At 48.3% G+C, this 17,807-nt stretch carries 15 protein-coding genes; 8 read left to right on the forward strand and 7 right to left on the reverse strand.

All coding sequences use genetic code 11. From position 1 onward, the window contains the following. Positions 1-124 precede the first annotated feature (124 nt). From BM099_RS20505 to BM099_RS19010, 3 genes are read left to right on the forward strand one after another with little or no spacing between them, the layout of a single operon-like run. A complete protein-coding gene (locus BM099_RS20505) occupies positions 125-832 on the forward strand; it encodes an energy transducer TonB (RefSeq protein WP_177201235.1) in 708 nt (235 codons plus the stop codon). Beyond that, on the forward strand, positions 832-1,842 hold the full coding sequence (locus BM099_RS19005) for a FecCD family ABC transporter permease (RefSeq protein WP_090730653.1): 1,011 nt from the start codon (positions 832-834) through the stop codon (positions 1,840-1,842). The genes BM099_RS20505 and BM099_RS19005 overlap by 1 nt, the downstream gene beginning before the upstream one ends. Beyond that, positions 1,836-2,597, forward strand: a complete 762-nt coding sequence (locus BM099_RS19010; protein WP_090730655.1) for a heme ABC transporter ATP-binding protein — start codon at positions 1,836-1,838, stop codon at positions 2,595-2,597. Before BM099_RS19005 ends, BM099_RS19010 begins: the two co-directional genes overlap by 7 nt. A 47-nt stretch (positions 2,598-2,644) precedes the next feature. Here BM099_RS19010 and BM099_RS19015 read toward each other — a convergent pair whose 3' ends face one another. Next, on the reverse strand, positions 2,645-4,204 hold the full coding sequence (locus BM099_RS19015) for a bifunctional aminoglycoside phosphotransferase/ATP-binding protein (RefSeq protein WP_090730657.1): 1,560 nt from the start codon (positions 4,202-4,204) through the stop codon (positions 2,645-2,647). A gap of 46 nt (positions 4,205-4,250) precedes the next feature. Here BM099_RS19015 and mrcB point away from each other — a divergent pair, with 46 nt between their 5' ends. Beyond that, complete coding sequence (gene mrcB, locus BM099_RS19020) at positions 4,251-6,608, forward strand: penicillin-binding protein 1B (protein ID WP_090730659.1); 2,358 nt, start codon at positions 4,251-4,253, stop codon at positions 6,606-6,608. A 2-nt stretch (positions 6,609-6,610) separates the two neighbouring features. Continuing rightward, positions 6,611-7,210: a tetratricopeptide repeat protein gene (locus BM099_RS19025; protein ID WP_090730661.1), complete on the forward strand. Its 600-nt coding sequence runs from the start codon at positions 6,611-6,613 to the stop codon at positions 7,208-7,210. Positions 7,211-7,327: 117 nt separating this feature from the next. Here BM099_RS19025 and BM099_RS19030 read toward each other — a convergent pair whose 3' ends face one another. Genes BM099_RS19030 through BM099_RS19045 form a run of 4 tightly spaced genes read right to left on the reverse strand, consistent with a single transcriptional unit; the run spans position 7,328 to position 11,616 of the window. Further along, positions 7,328-7,951, reverse strand: coding sequence for a hypothetical protein (locus BM099_RS19030; protein ID WP_090730663.1), 624 nt, complete (start codon positions 7,949-7,951; stop codon positions 7,328-7,330). Positions 7,952-7,954: 3 nt separating this feature from the next. Further along, on the reverse strand, positions 7,955-9,250 hold the full coding sequence (hemL, locus tag BM099_RS19035) for a glutamate-1-semialdehyde 2,1-aminomutase (RefSeq protein WP_090730665.1): 1,296 nt from the start codon (positions 9,248-9,250) through the stop codon (positions 7,955-7,957). 15 nt (positions 9,251-9,265) lie between these two features. Further along, positions 9,266-9,898 (reverse strand): thiamine phosphate synthase, encoded by a 633-nt coding sequence (gene thiE, locus BM099_RS19040; protein ID WP_090730668.1) that lies wholly within the window; start codon positions 9,896-9,898, stop codon positions 9,266-9,268. Continuing rightward, positions 9,895-11,616: a chloride channel protein gene (locus BM099_RS19045; RefSeq protein ID WP_090730670.1), complete on the reverse strand. Its 1,722-nt coding sequence runs from the start codon at positions 11,614-11,616 to the stop codon at positions 9,895-9,897. The genes thiE and BM099_RS19045 overlap by 4 nt, the downstream gene beginning before the upstream one ends. An 89-nt stretch (positions 11,617-11,705) precedes the next feature. Between BM099_RS19045 and argC the strand changes: the two genes are divergently transcribed. Continuing rightward, a complete protein-coding gene (gene argC / locus BM099_RS19050) occupies positions 11,706-12,737 on the forward strand; it encodes an N-acetyl-gamma-glutamyl-phosphate reductase (RefSeq protein ID WP_090730671.1) in 1,032 nt (343 codons plus the stop codon). A 65-nt stretch (positions 12,738-12,802) separates the two neighbouring features. Then, entirely contained in the window at positions 12,803-13,153 is a 351-nt protein-coding gene (erpA, locus tag BM099_RS19055) for an iron-sulfur cluster insertion protein ErpA (protein WP_090730673.1), read from the forward strand. A 60-nt stretch (positions 13,154-13,213) separates the two neighbouring features. Here erpA and BM099_RS19060 read toward each other — a convergent pair whose 3' ends face one another. Both BM099_RS19060 and BM099_RS19065 read right to left on the reverse strand, forming a co-directional pair. Then, positions 13,214-14,320, reverse strand: coding sequence for an anhydro-N-acetylmuramic acid kinase (locus BM099_RS19060; RefSeq protein WP_090730675.1), 1,107 nt, complete (start codon positions 14,318-14,320; stop codon positions 13,214-13,216). A gap of 6 nt (positions 14,321-14,326) precedes the next feature. Beyond that, entirely contained in the window at positions 14,327-15,727 is a 1,401-nt protein-coding gene (locus BM099_RS19065) for an OapA family protein (protein WP_090730678.1), read from the reverse strand. A gap of 196 nt (positions 15,728-15,923) precedes the next feature. Here BM099_RS19065 and tyrS point away from each other — a divergent pair, with 196 nt between their 5' ends. Beyond that, complete coding sequence (gene tyrS, locus BM099_RS19070; protein ID WP_090730680.1) at positions 15,924-17,219, forward strand: tyrosine--tRNA ligase; 1,296 nt, start codon at positions 15,924-15,926, stop codon at positions 17,217-17,219. The last annotated feature ends 588 nt before the right edge of the window (positions 17,220-17,807 follow it).

The following is a 17,807-nucleotide window of genomic DNA, read 5'->3' on the forward strand; positions in this document are numbered from 1 at the left end:
GGCTCCATCAGGGAAAGTGAATCAGATGCGTAGCATGATGAAGAGCATTCAACCATCACTGAGCATAAGTGATTATAATTCGTGCATATGATACTGCCAGATGAAGCCGGAAAACAGCGTGCTAATGAATCACAACTCCATACGTTTTTTGCTGCTAGTGCTGTTTTCGGTCGGCGTGCATGCTGCTTTTTTTTGGGCAGGGGCGCGCGCAGCTGAGCAGAATCTGAATGGCCAGAGCTTAAATAAACAGGAACTGCGCAAGCCTCTTGCTGCCTCGTTGCACACTATCAGCTTAAATACTGTGGCAGATAGAAGGAGTTTTCTTGACACGCCTTCACCCGTAAAAAAAGCTAAACCGCAACCGCAACCGCAACCGCAACCGCAACCGCAACCGCAACCGCAACCGCAACCGCAACCGCAACCGCAGACTATTGCTTCTGTGGTATCAGATACGCCGTTAAATAATCAGACTAACGTCAGTAAAAGCGTAGCAGAGTCGAGAAGTGAAGAAGAGGCGGAAGGCGAAGACGAGACGGTTATGCGGCTGGATTATCAAACCCTGCAATACCAAGCGCCGCCTGTGCCGCCAGAATATCCGCGTATAGCAAAACGACGAGGCGTAGAGGGAACCGTGATATTAATGCTGATGATTAACCGGATCGGCGCCGTTGACAGCGTATTAGTTGATCGAAGCTCAGGCTATTCGATGCTGGACAAGGCTGCCATTAAAGCGGCTACACAGTGGCGTTTTGTGCCATTCATCAACGCCGGAAAAAAGAGGCTGTCACAGGCACGGATTCCTGTACGTTTTTCTCTGAGAGGGGAGGGGTAATGTCCAATCAGAGAATGAAAATCGGTCTGTGGATATCTGCATGGGTGTTATTGCCGATGTTGATGTTGGTTTCGCTCTTGAATGGCTCAGCAGTATTGTCGCTGAGCGATATCTGGGAGGGTAGTGACTTATCGCGGCGAATTTTGTATGAGCTGCGTTTGCCAAGGGTGTTATTGGTTATGTTATCCGGTGGCTTGTTAGCCATTGCGGGTGCGGTGGTGCAGGCGCTGTTTCGCAATCCGCTGGCCGATCCCGGGTTAATTGGTGTTTCGGGCGGTGCTGCGCTGGCAGCGGTCGCCTGGCAAGTGGTCGCCTCGGCTGCATTGGGTAGCGGTATCTGGGTATCGGCGGGCACGCCGCTGGCCGCTTTTGCGGGCGGCATGCTGGTGACCTTTTTTGTTATTAGAATTGCCCGCAACACCTCTGGCATCTCCGCCCTGACCCTTTTACTCACAGGTATCGCCATTAATGCAATTGCTGGGGCAGGTATTGCCGGACTCAAATATCTGTCTGATAGCATGACGTTGCGGCAGGTGACTTTTTGGTTAATGGGAAATGTGCAGGGAGCCTCCTGGTGGGCTGTATTGATGCTATTGCTGATTAGCGTGATTTTCGTACCTGTCTTGATTCGACATGCCGTGCGGCTCAATTTACTGCTTCTGGGTGAGCAACAGGCTTTACTTCTGGGTGTTGATGTTGAGAAAACGCAGCGGCGGTTAGTATTGATTACGGCTTTAATGGTGGGCGCGGTGGTATCTATGGTGGGTCTGATTGGATTTGTCGGCCTGGTTGTTCCACATTTAGTGCGGTTAATGAACGGCCCGGATAACCGCTTTTTATTACCGATGTCGTTTCTTTTAGGTGCGCTGTTGTTACTGCTGGCTGATTTGGTGGCGCGTATCATTGCTGCCCCGGCGGAGTTGCCGATCGGCTTAATTACCGCATTAATCGGCGGCCCTGTTTTTCTCTTTATGATTGCTTACCAGCAAAGGGGGCGGGGTGCATGTTGAAGGCTGAATCTATCTCTGTCATGCGTAATGGGCAAGCGGTGCTGGACAATGCCAGTGTCGATATACGGCCCGGCTGTTTGCATGTCATTCTGGGACCCAATGGCGCAGGAAAAACAAGCTTGCTGAAAGCCTTAACCGGCTTAACGAGAGTCGACTCAGGCAGGGTTCTTCTGCATGGGGAAAAGGTACAGAGCTATAGCATAAGTGAGCGCTCACTATTGATGTCGGTATTGCTGCAAGAGCAGTCTCTGGATTTTCCTTTCAAGGTACGGGATGTGGTTTCGATGGGTGCCTACCCTGTTAATGCCACCTTGCTGCAGATGGATAGTGTCGTCCAGCAGGCGATGGCTGCCTTGGAAATAGAGCACTTAGCAGAACGGAATTATACCGCTTTATCGGGCGGAGAGAAGCAGCGAACGCATGTGGCACGCTTGCTGGTTCAGACCACAGCGGATACCCGTTATGTACTATTAGATGAGCCTTTAAAGGCGATTGATTTGAAGCATCAGGTTGCGCTGATGCAGCAGTTCAGAGCTATGGCTAATCAGGGGAAAGCGGTGTTACTGGTGTTGCACGACCTGACACTAGCGGCCCAATTTGCTGATAGCATCACGCTGATGGATAAAGGCCGGATAATCAAAACAGGTTCAGTTGAGCAGGTTATGCAACCCGATATTTTATCCACTGTTTTCCAGACGCCTATCAACGCGACACAAGCAATGGGTCATACCTTATTTTTTGTACATTCAATCTAGTCTCAGGCCATAGTTTCAGAAGATGGTCTTAGTGTAATAGGCCAACCCTAAGGCTCTACCAGCCCTTGCGCAATTAGCTGGCTTACCAGTACGTTGATAGCATCATCACTATCCGTATCAACCAGTAAGGTATGCGTTAATTCGGCATCGGTGAGCAATTGTTGATGCTTTAACTGTTCCTGCATGACTGAAACATCAGCATCAGAAGCATCCCCGCCTTCCTGACTTCGGCGTGCTAAGCGTGCTTCTATGAGTTTTGTATCACAATAACAGCTGATAATACGCAACGGAATGTCGAGTGAATTGGCCAGATCGATATAGCTTTGGCGTGTACGCTTTCTGATAAAGGTCGCGTCGACAATAACGGAATAGCCGCTTTTGAGTAGCTCTTTGGATAAATTCAGCAGATGCTGAAAGGTGCGAGCGTTCATCTCTTGTCCATACAGACTCAAGCGTTCACCGCGTCGGCATAGCTCACGATAAAGGCGTTTACGTTCAACATCGGAACGTATTTTGATGCAATCGAGCCGTTCCACTAATTGATTGCACAAATAGCTTTTTCCACTGCCGGAAACGCCATGCATCAAGAACAGCGAGGGTTTCTCTTTGCGAGCGTATGTCCGGGTGAGTTGCAGGTAGCGGCGGAACGTCGCTTTATCCGGATGCTCACCGAGCATGGCTACTTTGGCGCGCACCATTGAACGGTATGACTTGTAAAAATTAAGCAGCGTCAGGCCTTCGTAATCGCCAGTCAGCTCAAGATAACGATTCAGGCAACGGTTGGCCCAACGATATTGGCCTTTCACTTCAAGATCCATGAGAAGGAACGCCAGGTCACAAATAGTGTCTATCCAGCGAAACTGCAGATTAAACTCAATGCAATCAAACAGGCGAAGCTGGCCATGATAGAGCGCGATGTTTCCCAGGTGCAGATCACCGTGACATTCACGCGTGTAGCCTTCCATTTTACGGCGCTTAATCGTAGAGGTGAGTTTGCGAAACTCTTGCGCCGTTCGCTGTGATAGAAACTGCAGCTGTTGCCAGTCGCTGGCATTCAGTTCGTGTTCGCTGACATGCTGGTAGTTATCTGAGACTGCATCCCAGATAGTATCGGTCTCGCCCCAAGGGCTATTCTGAGCAACACGTGGAGTCCGTGTATGAAAATGAGCGATCTGCTCGGCCAGCATATCGATCCAAGCTGGTTCAAATCTTTGTCGATCAAGGATAAGATCCAGCCGTAGTTCAGGATCAAACTGATGCATTCGCACCGCATATTCGAAAGGCTTGATGTCGGATTTTGCGTCTGTGAGCTGTGATGCTTCAATTAATTGTGGATTTTCAGGAGAACCAACGATAGCGATTAGCGTATCATAGATATCCGGTGCCAGACGCTGGTTTAAACGTAACTCTTCTTCGCAATAATAACGGCGTTGTTTGAGTGTTGTAAAATTCAGGAAGCCAAAATCGACAGGCTTTTTTATTTTATAGGCATAATCGCCCGTTAATAAAAGCCAGGAGATATGTGTTTCGATAACACGTATCGGCGCTTCTACCGGATGTGGATAAAATGTTGGAGAGGTAAGCGCTGTAATCAATTCTGGTTGCATGTAACCTTCGGCATCGTCTAAAAAGTTAAGGAATTATACTGGCTTGATGAACAAAAAGAGAACACCAGCAAAAAAAACGCCAAGAAAAAGTAAATCTAAGGCACAGCCGAAGAAAAGTATATGGCGCTCGATCCGCTCATTTCTGCTAAAGCTGACGCTGTTAGGGATCGTAATTGGCGGTATCGGCCTGATATATATGGACGCCCAAATTCGCCAGCAATTTGAAGGGAAGCGCTGGGCGTTGCCTGCAAAAGTGTTTGCGCGCCCGTTAGAACTGTATTCCGGTGTGCCCATTACCCCGCAAGATTTAAAAGTCGAGCTGTCGGGGTTGGGTTATCAGCTGGTATCGCGCGCCACACAACCCGGGCAGGCTGAGATAGCCAGTCGAAGTGTCCGTGTGATCACACGAGGGTTTGATTTCCCGGATGGAACGGAAGCGTCGCAAAACCTGCTGTTAGAGTTTAATGCCAGTGGTGTGTCGCGTATCAGGAATGATAAAGGGCAGAGTGTTAACCTGGCGCGCCTCGAACCGGTGTTGATTGGCGGTATTTATCCACAGAATAATGAAGATCGCGATCTAATCCGGCTGGAAGATGCGCCTATTGGTCTGAAGGAGGCGTTGATTGCCATTGAAGATCAGAGCTATTACGAGCACTTTGGTGTCTCACCCAAAGGGATTGCGCGGGCGATGTGGGTCAATATCCGTGTGGGTCGCTTTGTTCAGGGCGGCAGCACGCTGACTCAGCAGTTGATAAAAAACTTTTATCTGACATCAGAGCGGACGTTGGCGCGTAAGTTGATGGAGATCCCAATGGCTGTGTTGCTGAACCTGCATTACAGCAAGGATGAGATTTTAGAAGCCTATCTCAACGAAGTGTACTTAGGGCAGGAAGGCTCCCGCGCCATTCATGGTGTTGGTCTGGCGGCACAGTATTACTTCTCCCAGCCGCTGCAAGAATTGCAGCTTCATCAGGTTGCGCTGCTGGCAGGTCTGGTGAAAGGACCCTCTTTCTATGATCCGCGTCGCAATCCCGAGCGCGCAAAGCAGCGTCGTGATCTGGTCTTACGAGTGATGCGTGATCAGGGCGATATTTCTGAAGATATTTATCAGGAAACCATTAAAAAGCCGTTGGGCGTGGTTAAGCAGAAGAGTTTACTGAAGGGGGCTTATCCAGCCTATCTGGATCTGGTTAAACGACAATTACGTGAAAGCTACCATGAAGAAGATCTTCGCAGCGAAGGCTTACGCGTTTATACCAGTTTAAACCCTATCGTACAGGCTAACGCTGAAACAGCTCTGGTTTCAACGATTAACGGCCTTGAAAAACGTTATGGAAAGCGTGCCACTGATCTGGAAGGCAGCATGGTAGTTACCGATCCGCAGACCGGTGAAGTGCTGAGTATTATTGGCGGAAAAAGTACGCGCTATGAGGGTTTTAACCGCGCGCTGGATTCAGTAAGGCCGATCGGCTCACTGGTTAAGCCCGCCGTTTATCTGACCGCGCTTGAAAATGGCTATACGCTGGTATCACCGATACAGGATGAGCCCATATCGGTAAAAATGCCGAATGGCCAAACCTGGACGCCACAAAATTTTGGTAAAACGGCTCATGGCACAGTGCCTTTACATCAGGCATTAGCCAACTCCTATAACTTATCCACAGCTAATCTCGGCATGGCCTTAGGGGTTAAGAGCGTCATAAAAACATTGCAAAAATTAGGTGTCAGTCGTGAAATGGATGCCTATCCGTCTCTGCTGTTGGGTGCTCAAGGGCTACCAGCAGTAGAAGTGGCCACTATGTACCAGACGATTGCAGCCAATGGTTTCCAGATGCCGCTACGGGCTATTCGTATGGTGACAGATAACCAAGGCGCGGAACTATCCCGTTATCCGTTTCAGGTGAAGCAAGCGGTCTCTGGAGAAAGTATTCACTTATTACAATACGCGATGCAGGAAGTTGCGCGCGAAGGTACGGCCCGTTATGTCTATTCGCAACTGCCGTCTAACCTCAACATTGCGGGTAAAACAGGTACCTCGAATGATCAGCGCGACAGCTGGTTTGCCGGCTTTACCGGTAGCCGTTTAGCCGTTGTCTGGTTGGGGCGTGATGATAATAGCCCGTTGCCGTTCACTGGCTCAGGTGGAGCCTTAAGAGTATGGACGGAATTTATGAAAGCCGAGAAATCAGAACCTTTTCAAGCGCCTGTTCCAGAAGGAGTGGAATACCTCTGGGTGGATAAGGAAACCGGTTATTTATCCGATGAACGTTGTCAGGGCGCGATCCCCGTACCTTTCTTAAATGGCAGTAAACCCCAGTATCGAGTTGATTGTGGGGTTGAACCTGTTCAAAATAACGAACCAAATCCACTTAACTGGTTTCGGGGTTGGTTCAGACAGGAGTAGTAATGAATTTTACAACACAGATTAAATGGATCGCTTTGAGCGCCTTGGTTACATTGTCGGGCTGTTCGACTCAAGGCATATATAACACACCGATTGAGGATCGCTCAACGACGCGTTCTCAGCAGGAAAGCAACGGTATCGCTACACCTGTGGATATCACCACAGGCGTGACAGTGACGCCTGTGGCTCCGACGCCTGTGTTTCGTACACAGCGAGGGGATACGGCATTAGGGCCCTCGACCTCGGTGCCCGTTGCACCTAAAGTGGTTTTACAGTCACAGCCCAACTCTGCCGTGGTTGCTTTACTGGAAACCGCACGTCAGCAAACCAACAGTGGTGAATTACGCTCCGCTCAAACCAGTTTGCAACGTGCCCAGCGTATCTCTCCTAAAGATCCGGAAGTGTATTACTCGCTGGCCGATACCCACCGTCGCTTAGGTGAGTTTCTGCAGGCAGAGCAGGTCGCCTTAAAAGGCGTAGCGATTGCGCAAGGACAGAACAGCAAGTTGCGCCGCTTATGGCAGCTAATCGCTTCTATTCGCACCGATGCCGGTGATCTTGAAGGTGCAGACAAAGCTTCTGGTGTTGCAAGGCGTTATTAATAAGATGTGAAAATGGCTATGTTTTGTAATCTGGCTATTTGAGAAAGGCCATTGAATGTGAATTCAATGGCCTTTTTTGTTGTGTAATGTTTGCCGCACGAAAGCCTTTCAGCTTGGCTAAACCATTCCCGGCTTTTGATGCAGAGAAATCACTTCCCTCGTCGCTAAGGCTAACGGCACAAAGCTGATTGCCAGCATGCCATTGCTGAGCACTGCATTCTGATACGCGGGCAGAAGAGACAGTGTCCCGTATACAGCAATCGATAAGCTGGCTAACAGTGCACCAACTAGCCCTGGTAGGCGTATGTTTGCCTGGGCGTAGCGGATAAAGGCGAGCAGCAATGCTGCGGATGAGAACCCGGCGAGGATTATTGCGTATTGTTCGCCGACTTCGGCTCTGCGTGCTAATTCAAACAGCGCAATCAGTACCAGTACCCAGCGCCCCCAGCCAACGCGTGACCAAAACTTGTTAAAGCTGGTGGCCAGTAACAGCGAGCTAATCAGCGGCAGAGCCAAATAGTCTTTCATATTGCTGAGGAGGCGTTGCAGGGTTTGCGAGTCTGGGTTTTGTGCGTTGATGAGCAGCTGTCCAGCGGCGGCCGCTATAATAAAGACGACGGATAACAACAGTAGCAGAACCACTGTTTTGTTATTGTCGGTCAGCGTTTTTGGTTGGCGAAACAACTGAGCTGCGTAAAAAACGCAGCCCAGTATGAGTGCCAGATTAGCGATAACATCCATCACTTATGCTTTTTTAGCAAACGTATCAAACACACGTCCGGCTGCTTCGATGGTGCGATCCAGATCTTCTTCAGAAATAGCTGCTGACATAAAGCCGGTTTCGTATGCCGATGGCGCAAGGTAAACGCCTTCTTTCAGCATGCCTTGGAAGAACTGCCCAAAGCGCTCGGTGTCGCAGGCGGTTGTTTGTGCAAAGCTGCTGATTTCAGGCTGATCGGTAAAGAAGATACCAAACATGCCACCGACGGCGGTGGTGGTGAATGGAATACCTTTGGCTGTGGCGACGGCTTTTAGGCCTTCTGTCAGGTATTCTGTTTTGGCTGCAAGGCCTTCATGAATACCCGGTGTGGATGTTAGTGCATTCAGCATGGCTAAACCGGCATTCATCGACAAAGGGTTACCAGAAAGAGTACCCGCCTGATAAACCGGCCCTAAAGGTGCGATATGTTCCATGATCTCCCGCTTACCACCAAAGGCGCCAACGGGTAGCCCGCCGCCAATGACTTTGCCGAGTGTGGTCAGGTCGGGTTTGATGCCGTAATGGGCTTGTGCGCCGCCCAGTGCGACTCGAAAGCCGGTCATCACTTCATCAAAGATCAGTACGCTGCCGTATTCGTCACAGACTTCACGTAAGCCTTCGAGGAAGCCTTCTTTGGGTGGGATGCAGTTCATGTTGCCGGCAACCGGTTCAACGATGATGCAGGCAATCTCGTTACCTACTTCTGCAAACGCCTGACGTACATTATCGATGTCGTTGAATGTCAGAGTGATGGTGTGTTCTGCAATTGAGGCAGGTACCCCCGGCGAGTTTGGTTCGCCCAGTGTTAACGCACCCGAACCTGCTTTTACCAGCAGTGAGTCAGAATGGCCGTGATAGCAGCCTTCGAACTTAACGATTTTGTCGCGGCCCGTATAACCACGAGCCAGGCGAATGGCGCTCATGGTGGCTTCTGTGCCCGAGCTGACCATGCGGATCATCTCGATAGAAGGCATCATTTCACAGACTTTATCGGCCATCTGCGTTTCGATTTCTGTTGGCGCGCCAAAACCTAAGCCGTTATCTAATACACTGCGAACAGCATTGATAACATCAGGGAAGGCATGACCCAGAATCATCGGGCCCCATGAGCCGACATAATCGATATATTGATTATCATCTTCATCAAAAAGATAAGCGCCTTGCCCTTTTTTGAAAAATACAGGCGTACCACCCACACCTTTAAAGGCGCGAACCGGTGAATTTACACCGCCAGGAATATGAGTTTGGGCTGCTTTAAAAAGATCTTCTGAACGTGACATGCTGATGAACCTTCTTTATTCATTCCAGTTGAAAGCCAGGGCAAACGCCTCGGCTTGCTGTGTGATTGATTCTGCGGCAAAAAGTGAGTGCACTACGGCAATCATGTCGGCCCCTGCAGTAATTGTTTGGGGGGCATTATCCACAGTAATCCCCCCGATCGCTACTATTGGGCAAGAGAGTATTGATTTGGCTTCGGTTAACAGCGACAGCGGAGCTGGTTTTGCATCAGGTTTGGTTTTAGACGGGTAAAAAGCACCAAAAGCGACGTAGTCTGCGCAGGCCAAGGCTGCCTTGGTTGCCAGTGATAGCTGATCGTGGCAGGTAACGCCAATGATAGCGCTACTTCCCAATGCTTGTCGTGCTTCTTCTAAAGGCGAATCTTTTTGTCCTATATGTACGCCATGCGCGTCACATTGCTGAGCCAGTTGCACATCGTCATTGATCAGAAAGGTACGCTGATGCTTGCGGCAGAGTTCGTTTAGTAAACATGCCTGCCGATAGCGCTTTTCGGTATCTGAGGTTTTATCCCGGTATTGAATCACCCGGGCGCCGCCGAGGATGGCGGCGTGTACCTGTGAAAGTAATGTCTGATCATCAGGCATTAGAATGTTATCTGTGATGGCATACAGGCCGTGTAGTCGATTCATAGAGTCTGCTTGTGTGTGTAGTAATATTCAATCTGTGCTCGCGTCAGTATGCCCATGATCTCGCCTTGGTTGCTGGTGATGCAGAGGTTGTTGATATGCTGGTCATTCATTTTTTGCAAGGCTTCGTATAATGTAGCTCTGAAGCTAAGTGTAATAATGTCGAATCGCTCGGCCGGTATTTCCAAAAGGTTAATCGGTTCAAGTTGTTCATCGCGAGCAAGATAGCTCTGCAGATCATTGGGTAGCATCAGAGATTTGGCAGGTTGATCTGGTTCTTGTAAGAGAATCCAGTGAGGTTTTCCTACTAACAGTGCTTCAGCAGAAGCAAAATTAATCAGATGATCTGTTGTAATGAAGCTGCGATCCATCAGGCTCGCTACTGCCGCGCGAGATAATGCTTGAGCGATTGGTTCCTGTCGATAATCAAGGCCCTGAGCCTGTAAAGACGAAAGGAAAATAGAGGGTAAGTTGAAAAAATAGCGGACCGTCAGGTTGCTGATAACAACAGCAATCATTCCTGGGAAAATGATATTCGGGTTGCCGGTAAGCTCTAGGAGCGCCACCAATGCAGCGAGTGGGGCATTCAGCACCGCGCCCATCATTGCGCCCATGCCTAACATGGCATACAGGCCAATATGTGAAACGGTCATATCACTGAACCAACCGCCAACGATACCAAATATGCTTCCTATAATGGCACCTATAAATAGGGTAGGGCCGATAAGACCCGCGGGAATACCTAAACCCAGAATGAATGGGGTGATTAGCAGTTTAGCCAATAACAGCCCGAGTAATAGTTGAAGCTCTAACCGTCCCCAGAGCGCTTCTGAAATAGTATCGTAGCCTACACCCATTATTTGTGGGTAGACGATGGCGGCAGCGCCGGTTAATACGCCCGCCAGCAGAAAGCGCACACCAACCGGCCATTTAGCGAGTTTGTAGGCCTGTAGCATGGTGTGATTGAAAGCGGCGGCGCATAACCCAACCACCACACCAAGCAACATCACCCACGGGATCTCTGCCAGGGTGCCAATCTTAAATAACGGGACATCGAAAACGTTTTCGTGCCCGATAATGCTGCGCATCACCAGATCGGCTGATACGGCAGCGACAATAACCGGTGTAAAACCGATCAGGGTATATTCCAGCAGTATTACTTCCATGGCGAAAATCACGCCTGCCAGCGGTGTATTAAAGGCGGCAGAAATAGCTGCTGCAGCGCCACAGCCGATGAGCAAGCGTAAAGAGTTATTCGGTAAACGAAGTTGCTGACCCAGCAGACTGCTACAAGCGGCACCGAGGAAAATGGAAGGGCCTTCACGGCCAACCGAATGACCACTGACTAACGCGACAGTGCCTGATGCAAACTGCAAGACCAGACTTTTTCCAGGAATACTGCCTTGATAATAGGACAGGCGCTCAAAGAGGTTGACCATACCGACCTGTTTAGCCGCCGCTGGCCACAGATAAAAAATCACTATCAGCACGCCGCTGCCTATAACCGGCCACATGAAGTGTTCTAACGAGGATAGACCTTCAAAGTCATCAGGTTGTCCTAACCAATAAGTCAGTGGCAGCTCAACCGCGAGGCGAAACAGAACCATTAGTAGTCCGGTCATTATCCCTGATAGCAGCCCCAGAATAACGAGCTGAGGCAGTGCATCATAGTGTGCCAGTCGTTCGCGGAAGTATTGCAGTGATAGGTGGTATTTTTGCATTCAGTTTTTTTAACCAACAGCTGATAGTTTTTACGGTTCCTGATCGGTATTATAAGTTACCAGTTTTTACAGCCCGATGAGAGGTTAAAGTGATTAATGTAGGTATCGTAGGTGGAACAGGGTATACCGGTGTAGAGCTTTTGAGGCTTCTGGCCAATCATCCTGATGTGGACGTTAAAGTGATCACTTCACGTTCGGAAGAAGGTATACATGTGGCTGACATGTTCCCAAACCTGCGTGGGCATTATGATTTACGCTTTAGCGTGCCGGATGTAGATACGCTATCGGATTGCGATGTGGTGTTTTTTGCTACGCCTCATGGTGTGGCTATGAGTATGGCACCCGAGTTGGTAGAACGGGGCGTGCGGATTATTGATTTGGGTGCTGACTTCCGGATCAAAGATGTGGAGCTTTGGACGCAATGGTACAAGCTTGAACATACCTGCCCTGATCTAGTCGAAATGGCGGTGTACGGTTTGCCAGAAGTGAACCGCGAACAGATCAAAGGTGCGCAACTGATCGCATGCCCGGGTTGCTACCCTACCGCTACTCAGTTGGGCTTTTTGCCGCTGTTGGAAAATAAACTGATTGATCATCGTCGTCTGATTGCGGACTGTAAATCAGGTGTCAGCGGTGCTGGCCGTGGCGCTAGCGTTGGCGCACTCATGTGTGAAACCAGTGAGAGCATGAAAGCTTATGGTGTTGCCGGACATCGGCATTTACCAGAAATTCGTCAGGGGCTATCTAATGCTGCGCAACGACCTGTCGGGTTAACTTTTGTGCCACACCTTACGCCGATGATTCGTGGTATCCATTCAACGCTATATGCGACCTTGAAAGATCCAAAGGACGGTTTGCAGGCGCTGTTTGAAGAACGCTACAAAGATGAGCCATTTGTTGATGTTATGCCTGCCGGTAGTCATCCTGAAACACGTAGCGTTAAAGGCGCAAATACCTGCCGGATAAGTGTGTTCCGCCCTCAGAACGATGACACTGTGGTGGTTTTATCTGTTATCGATAATTTGGTGAAGGGCGCAGCAGGCCAGGCGATTCAGAACATGAATATTATGTTTGGTTTGAAAGAAACCTCAGGCTTATCATTTGTCGGTCTGATGCCTTGATACTTGACTAAAACACTTGGTTAATTGAGAATAGGCACATTAGGTTTAATGATACAGAGAGTGATATGACAGAATCAGTGGCATCAAGTGCGGCAATGGTCTTTACAGATGCAGCTGCTGCAAAAGTGAAAAGTCTTATTGAAGAAGATCAGAACGATAATCTTAAATTGCGTGTATTTATTACAGGCGGTGGATGTTCTGGTTTTTCGTATGGCTTTACTTTTGATGAGGAAACGGCCGATGACGATACCCAAATTGAAAATCAGGGTGTTGTCATGGTGGTAGATCCGATGAGCCTGCAGTACCTGGAAGGCTCCATTGTTGATTATCAAGAGGGGCTGCAAGGTTCCCAGTTTAAGATTGAGAATCCCAATGCAACGACCACCTGTGGTTGTGGCTCTTCTTTTTCTATCTGATTTTTGTTTGCCAGAGTATTAAGCACAGCAGCCCGCTGTGCTTAATTATTTACTCGCTGTTTACGCCTGATAAATCCCACCCAATATTCTTTCGTGTGCTGCACCCGTTACGCTCGGCAAATTGCCAGTGAGCTTGTTTAACGTCTGGTGTGCGAGCCAGGCAAAAGCAGAGGCTTCTACCCAATCTGGGTGCAGACCTAGTTCTTCTGTTGTGGCTATGTGGACAGTATTGGTTAGTTCTTGCAGGCGTTGTAGCAAGGCGCTGTTATGGACTCCACCACCGCAAATATAAAGCTCTGGGTCTGCTAAGTGCTGCGCATTAAAGGCATCGGCAATTGTGCAGGCGGTCAGTTCCAGGAGTGTCGCCTGGACATCAACTGCTATTATCTGCAATTTATTTTCTTGAATAACCTGCTTTATCCAGTCAATGTGAAACTGTTCCCGGCCTGTGCTTTTGGGCGCAGCTTCGGAAAAGAAGGGCAGGTTTAATAGGTGCTGCAACAGTTCCTGGTTTACTGCTCCTGCGCGTGCCCAGTTTCCGTCCTCATCGAATGAGGCGCCTGAATGCTCGTGAATCCAGGCGTCTGATAAAATATTACCTGGACCGGTGTCAAAGCCGGTTACCAACGATGAAGGGTTTGCTGGCAGCACTGTGATATTGGCCATCCCGCCAATATTGAGAATCACACGATTGGTTTCAGCAGAGCGAAAGAGCTTGTTATGAAAGGCCGGAACCAGTGGTGCTCCCTGGCCTCCATTGGCTAGATCGCGCCTTCTGAAATCGGCAATAGTTGTCAGGCCTGTCTGCTCGGCTATCGTGTTCGGGTCACCGATTTGTAGGGTGAATCCAGCTTCAGGGCGATGTCGAATAGTTTGTCCATGACAACCAACAGCCGCAATTTTCTTTATGTCGATGTTGCTGCTGCTAATCAGCTGCTTAACTGCATCAGCGAAGAGCTTCCCGAGAACATTATCTAAGCGGCCCATTAGTTCAATTTCATTATTGCCCGGTTGTGTCAGCATTAGTATCTGTTGGCGCAGATCATCAGGTAACTTGACGCAGTCGGCTGCCAGAAAAGAAAACTGATCATTTATTCGGATAGCTGCGACATCAATGCCATCCAGACTGGTGCCTGACATTACGCCAATATAGATGTCAGGCGTCATATTTGCTTAATTCGCTTGGGCATATTGTGTCGTTGCATACGTTTTAAGCTGCGTCTGCATCTGAAGCGCTACTTGTTGGAAAGCAGCAAGTTCTTTTTTTGGCACAGGCGACGCCTGAGGGAATTTTACTGTCATCGGATTTTTGTGTGTGCCATTAACGCGGAATTCGTAGTGCAGATGCGGGCCAGACGCGAGTCCTGATTGGCCAACGTAGCCAATAACCTGTCCTTGTTTGACGCGGCTACCTTGTTCTAGTTTATTGTTGTATTTGGACATATGTGCGTACAGTGTCGTGATATTGCTGCCATGTTGAATGATAATGGCACGACCATAGCCGCCTTTAGTGCCTTTCCATATCACCTTTCCATCGCCCGATGCCTTAATCGGTGTTCCTGTTGATGCGGCATAATCTACGCCTTTGTGGGCGCGTATTCTGTTAAGCACAGGGTGCTTGCGTTTCAAATTAAAGCTGGAGCTGATTCGCGCAAAATCAACAGGCATGCGTAAGAAGGCTTTGCGCATACTGTGACCATCGGGCGTATAGTAACTGCTGTTTCCATCTGAGTCGGTATAGCGAATGGCCGTAAAGCTTTCCCCGCTATTGATAAACTGGGCCGCGACAATATGGCCATCCTTGATCTTTTTGCCGTCCAGAAACTGCTCGTTATAGATAACCTTGAAGCGATCACCTTTGCGGATGTCTTGTGAGAAATCAACATCCCAGCCAAACATAGAAGCAAACCGCATAATCATGTTGTTCGATAAACCAGCCCGTTCTGCATCAGCGAATAAGGAGTCTTCGATAACGCCTTCAACATAACGCTCGCGTGTTTCCGGTGTACGTTCAATGGTTTTAACGACGTACTCATTATTAATCGACGCGATAACAATTGTTTTTAATGGGCTAACTGCATATTTGAGCTTTTTAAGGGCGTCTCCCTCAATAAGGAAGGAGAGTGATTCTCCAGGATAGAGCCGATTCAGTTCTTTGCCTTCAATCGTTGCTTGGCTGATGTTGTAAACATCACGGGCATCCAGGCCGGCACGTTTGAAGAGTGAAGTCAGGTTGTCATTTTTTTGAACAGAGTAGGACACCCAATTCTCATCAGGATCTTGGGTTGGTGTTGGTGTTGTTTCATTGTGTCTGGATGATGGGGCAGGTGCTATATCCGCTTGCGGCAGGTTTAGTGGCAACTCATTGCGGATTCTTTCGGCGCTTTGGTCTGCATTAGCCAGATTCTTCACGCTTTTTGCAGAGTCAGCGATAGAGATACTTGCTTTAGTGGCGGAGACTTCTTCAGAGGGCAAAAAAAGTAAGGTAGTACTTAAAATGACACCGGTAATACTTACTGCAACCAGGTGAACGGTTGGGAAACGGTGTTTAATTTTGGATAAAAAAGTTGGCATGCCCGGTACCTGCAATCATCGTAATGATAAATAATAAAGATAAAACAATCATGTACGACACTTCATTGAAGAAGTATCGGCGAAAAAGTTTAAATATTGACAGCTGAAATTGAAATTTGTTCAAAACTCACGCTATGGGTAGAATATCGCATTCACTAATTTATTCGAAATATTTTTTTACAGGTAATGATCCGAGATGAGCGAGTTAACACTGTTACAGGATTTGAAAGCACGGGGCTTAGTGGCTCAGATGACCAGCGAAGAGGAGCTTGAAAATCACCTTAATGAAAACAGTGTAACGCTTTATTGTGGTTTTGATCCGACCGCCGATAGTCTTCATATTGGCAGCTTAGTGCCTCTGCTAACCCTAAAGCGCTTTCAGCTATATGGGCATAAACCGCTGGCATTGGTGGGTGGCTCAACGGGATTGATTGGTGATCCTAGTTTTAAAGCTCAGGAGCGTAAGCTGAATGATGACGACACAGTCGCTGATTGGGTAGAAAAGATAAAAGCTCAGGTCAGTGCGTTTGTTGATTTTGACTGTGGCAAAAATAGTGCTGCCGTAGTGAACAATCTTGACTGGACCCGCGATCTGGATGTGCTGACGTTCTTGCGGGACGTAGGCAAGCACTTCTCAGTAAATCAGATGATCGCCAAAGAATCGGTAAAGCAGCGCATTGACCGAGACGGTGATGGGATTTCGTTTACCGAATTTACCTATATGATCCTGCAGTCATTTGATTTTCAGCAATTGAATAAAAGCCATGACTGTACATTGCAAATCGGTGGATCCGATCAATGGGGTAACATTACCGGCGGTACTGAACTAACGCGCCGCATGAACGGTAATCGTGCCTATGGGCTTACGCTGCCATTGGTGACAAAATCCGACGGAACTAAGTTTGGCAAAACAGAAACGGGGACCATTTGGCTGTCTGCTGGCAGAACATCGCCTTATGCCTTCTATCAGTTCTGGTTGCAAGTGGCCGATGCTGATGCGTACCGGTTTCTTAAATACTTCACATTTTTGAGCGTAGCTGATATCGACCAAATTGAAGCAGATGATAAAGATCGTCAAGGTCGTCCTGAAGCGCAAGCTATATTGGCGCGCGAAGTGACCAGGCTGGTTCATGGAGAAGAAGGCCTTGTTGCCGCGCAGCGTATTACTGAGGCGTTATTCAGTGGTAATTTGAACGACCTGAGTGAAAGCGATTTTGAGCAGTTGAAACAGGATGGTTTACCATCAACAGCACTTAAACCTGAGATGTTGGAAGGTGGTTTGCTGACGTCGCTGTTGTCCGAAGCCGATATGGGAAATGGCAAGCAGGTAAAAGATGCTTTGCAGCGTAGCGCTGTTACCGTTAATGGTGTTGCAATAGGTTTAGAGCATAATAACAAGGGAGTAGAAGTTTTTAGTCCGTCTGCCAGTATTCATCAGAAGTACTTCCTGGTTAAGTTGGGTAAGAAAAAGCATCATCTGTTCTATTTGTAAGTAGGAAGCTTATCGGCTGATATTTCAGGTTAGGCAGTTCGTGTTATTAATCAAAGGCGCCCGCGTGGCGCCTTTGTTGTTTTTAGTGTGTTTTTGCGATAATTATCACTTTTTTAAGGCAGGGCTGTTGACTCCTTTTGGGGAGTCTGTAGAATGCGCACCTCTTCCCAAGGAGGCTGCCAAACAGGTAGCTGAGATGAGAAGATGCTGGTCAGTAAGATCTTGATATTTAACATTTTTTCAAGGTTTTGTGATTGGTGGTTGGAGTCAAGTTTTGCAGCCGGAAGATTTCGAAAAAGTTGCAAAATAAAGATTGACTTCAACGCGGCGTTCGGTAGAATATGCGCCTCACTTGAACGACACGTTCAAGCGCTCTTTAACAGATTGGTCAGATAATTCGTGTGGGCGCTTGTCAGGACGAAGCTACAAAAGCTTTATCAGGATAAGCAACCTAGTGAATTCATTGAAACATACGTTTTATGAAGTTAATAGTTAGCAAAACCTGAGCTGGATTTAGGTTGTGGTTGGTACTTAGGTACTGATACATAACCAATGATTTTAAACTGAAGAGTTTGATCATGGCTCAGA

This window comes from Neptunomonas qingdaonensis, from assembly GCF_900113275.1.
GTDB classification, from domain to species: Bacteria; Pseudomonadota; Gammaproteobacteria; order Pseudomonadales; family Balneatricaceae; genus Neptunomonas; species Neptunomonas qingdaonensis.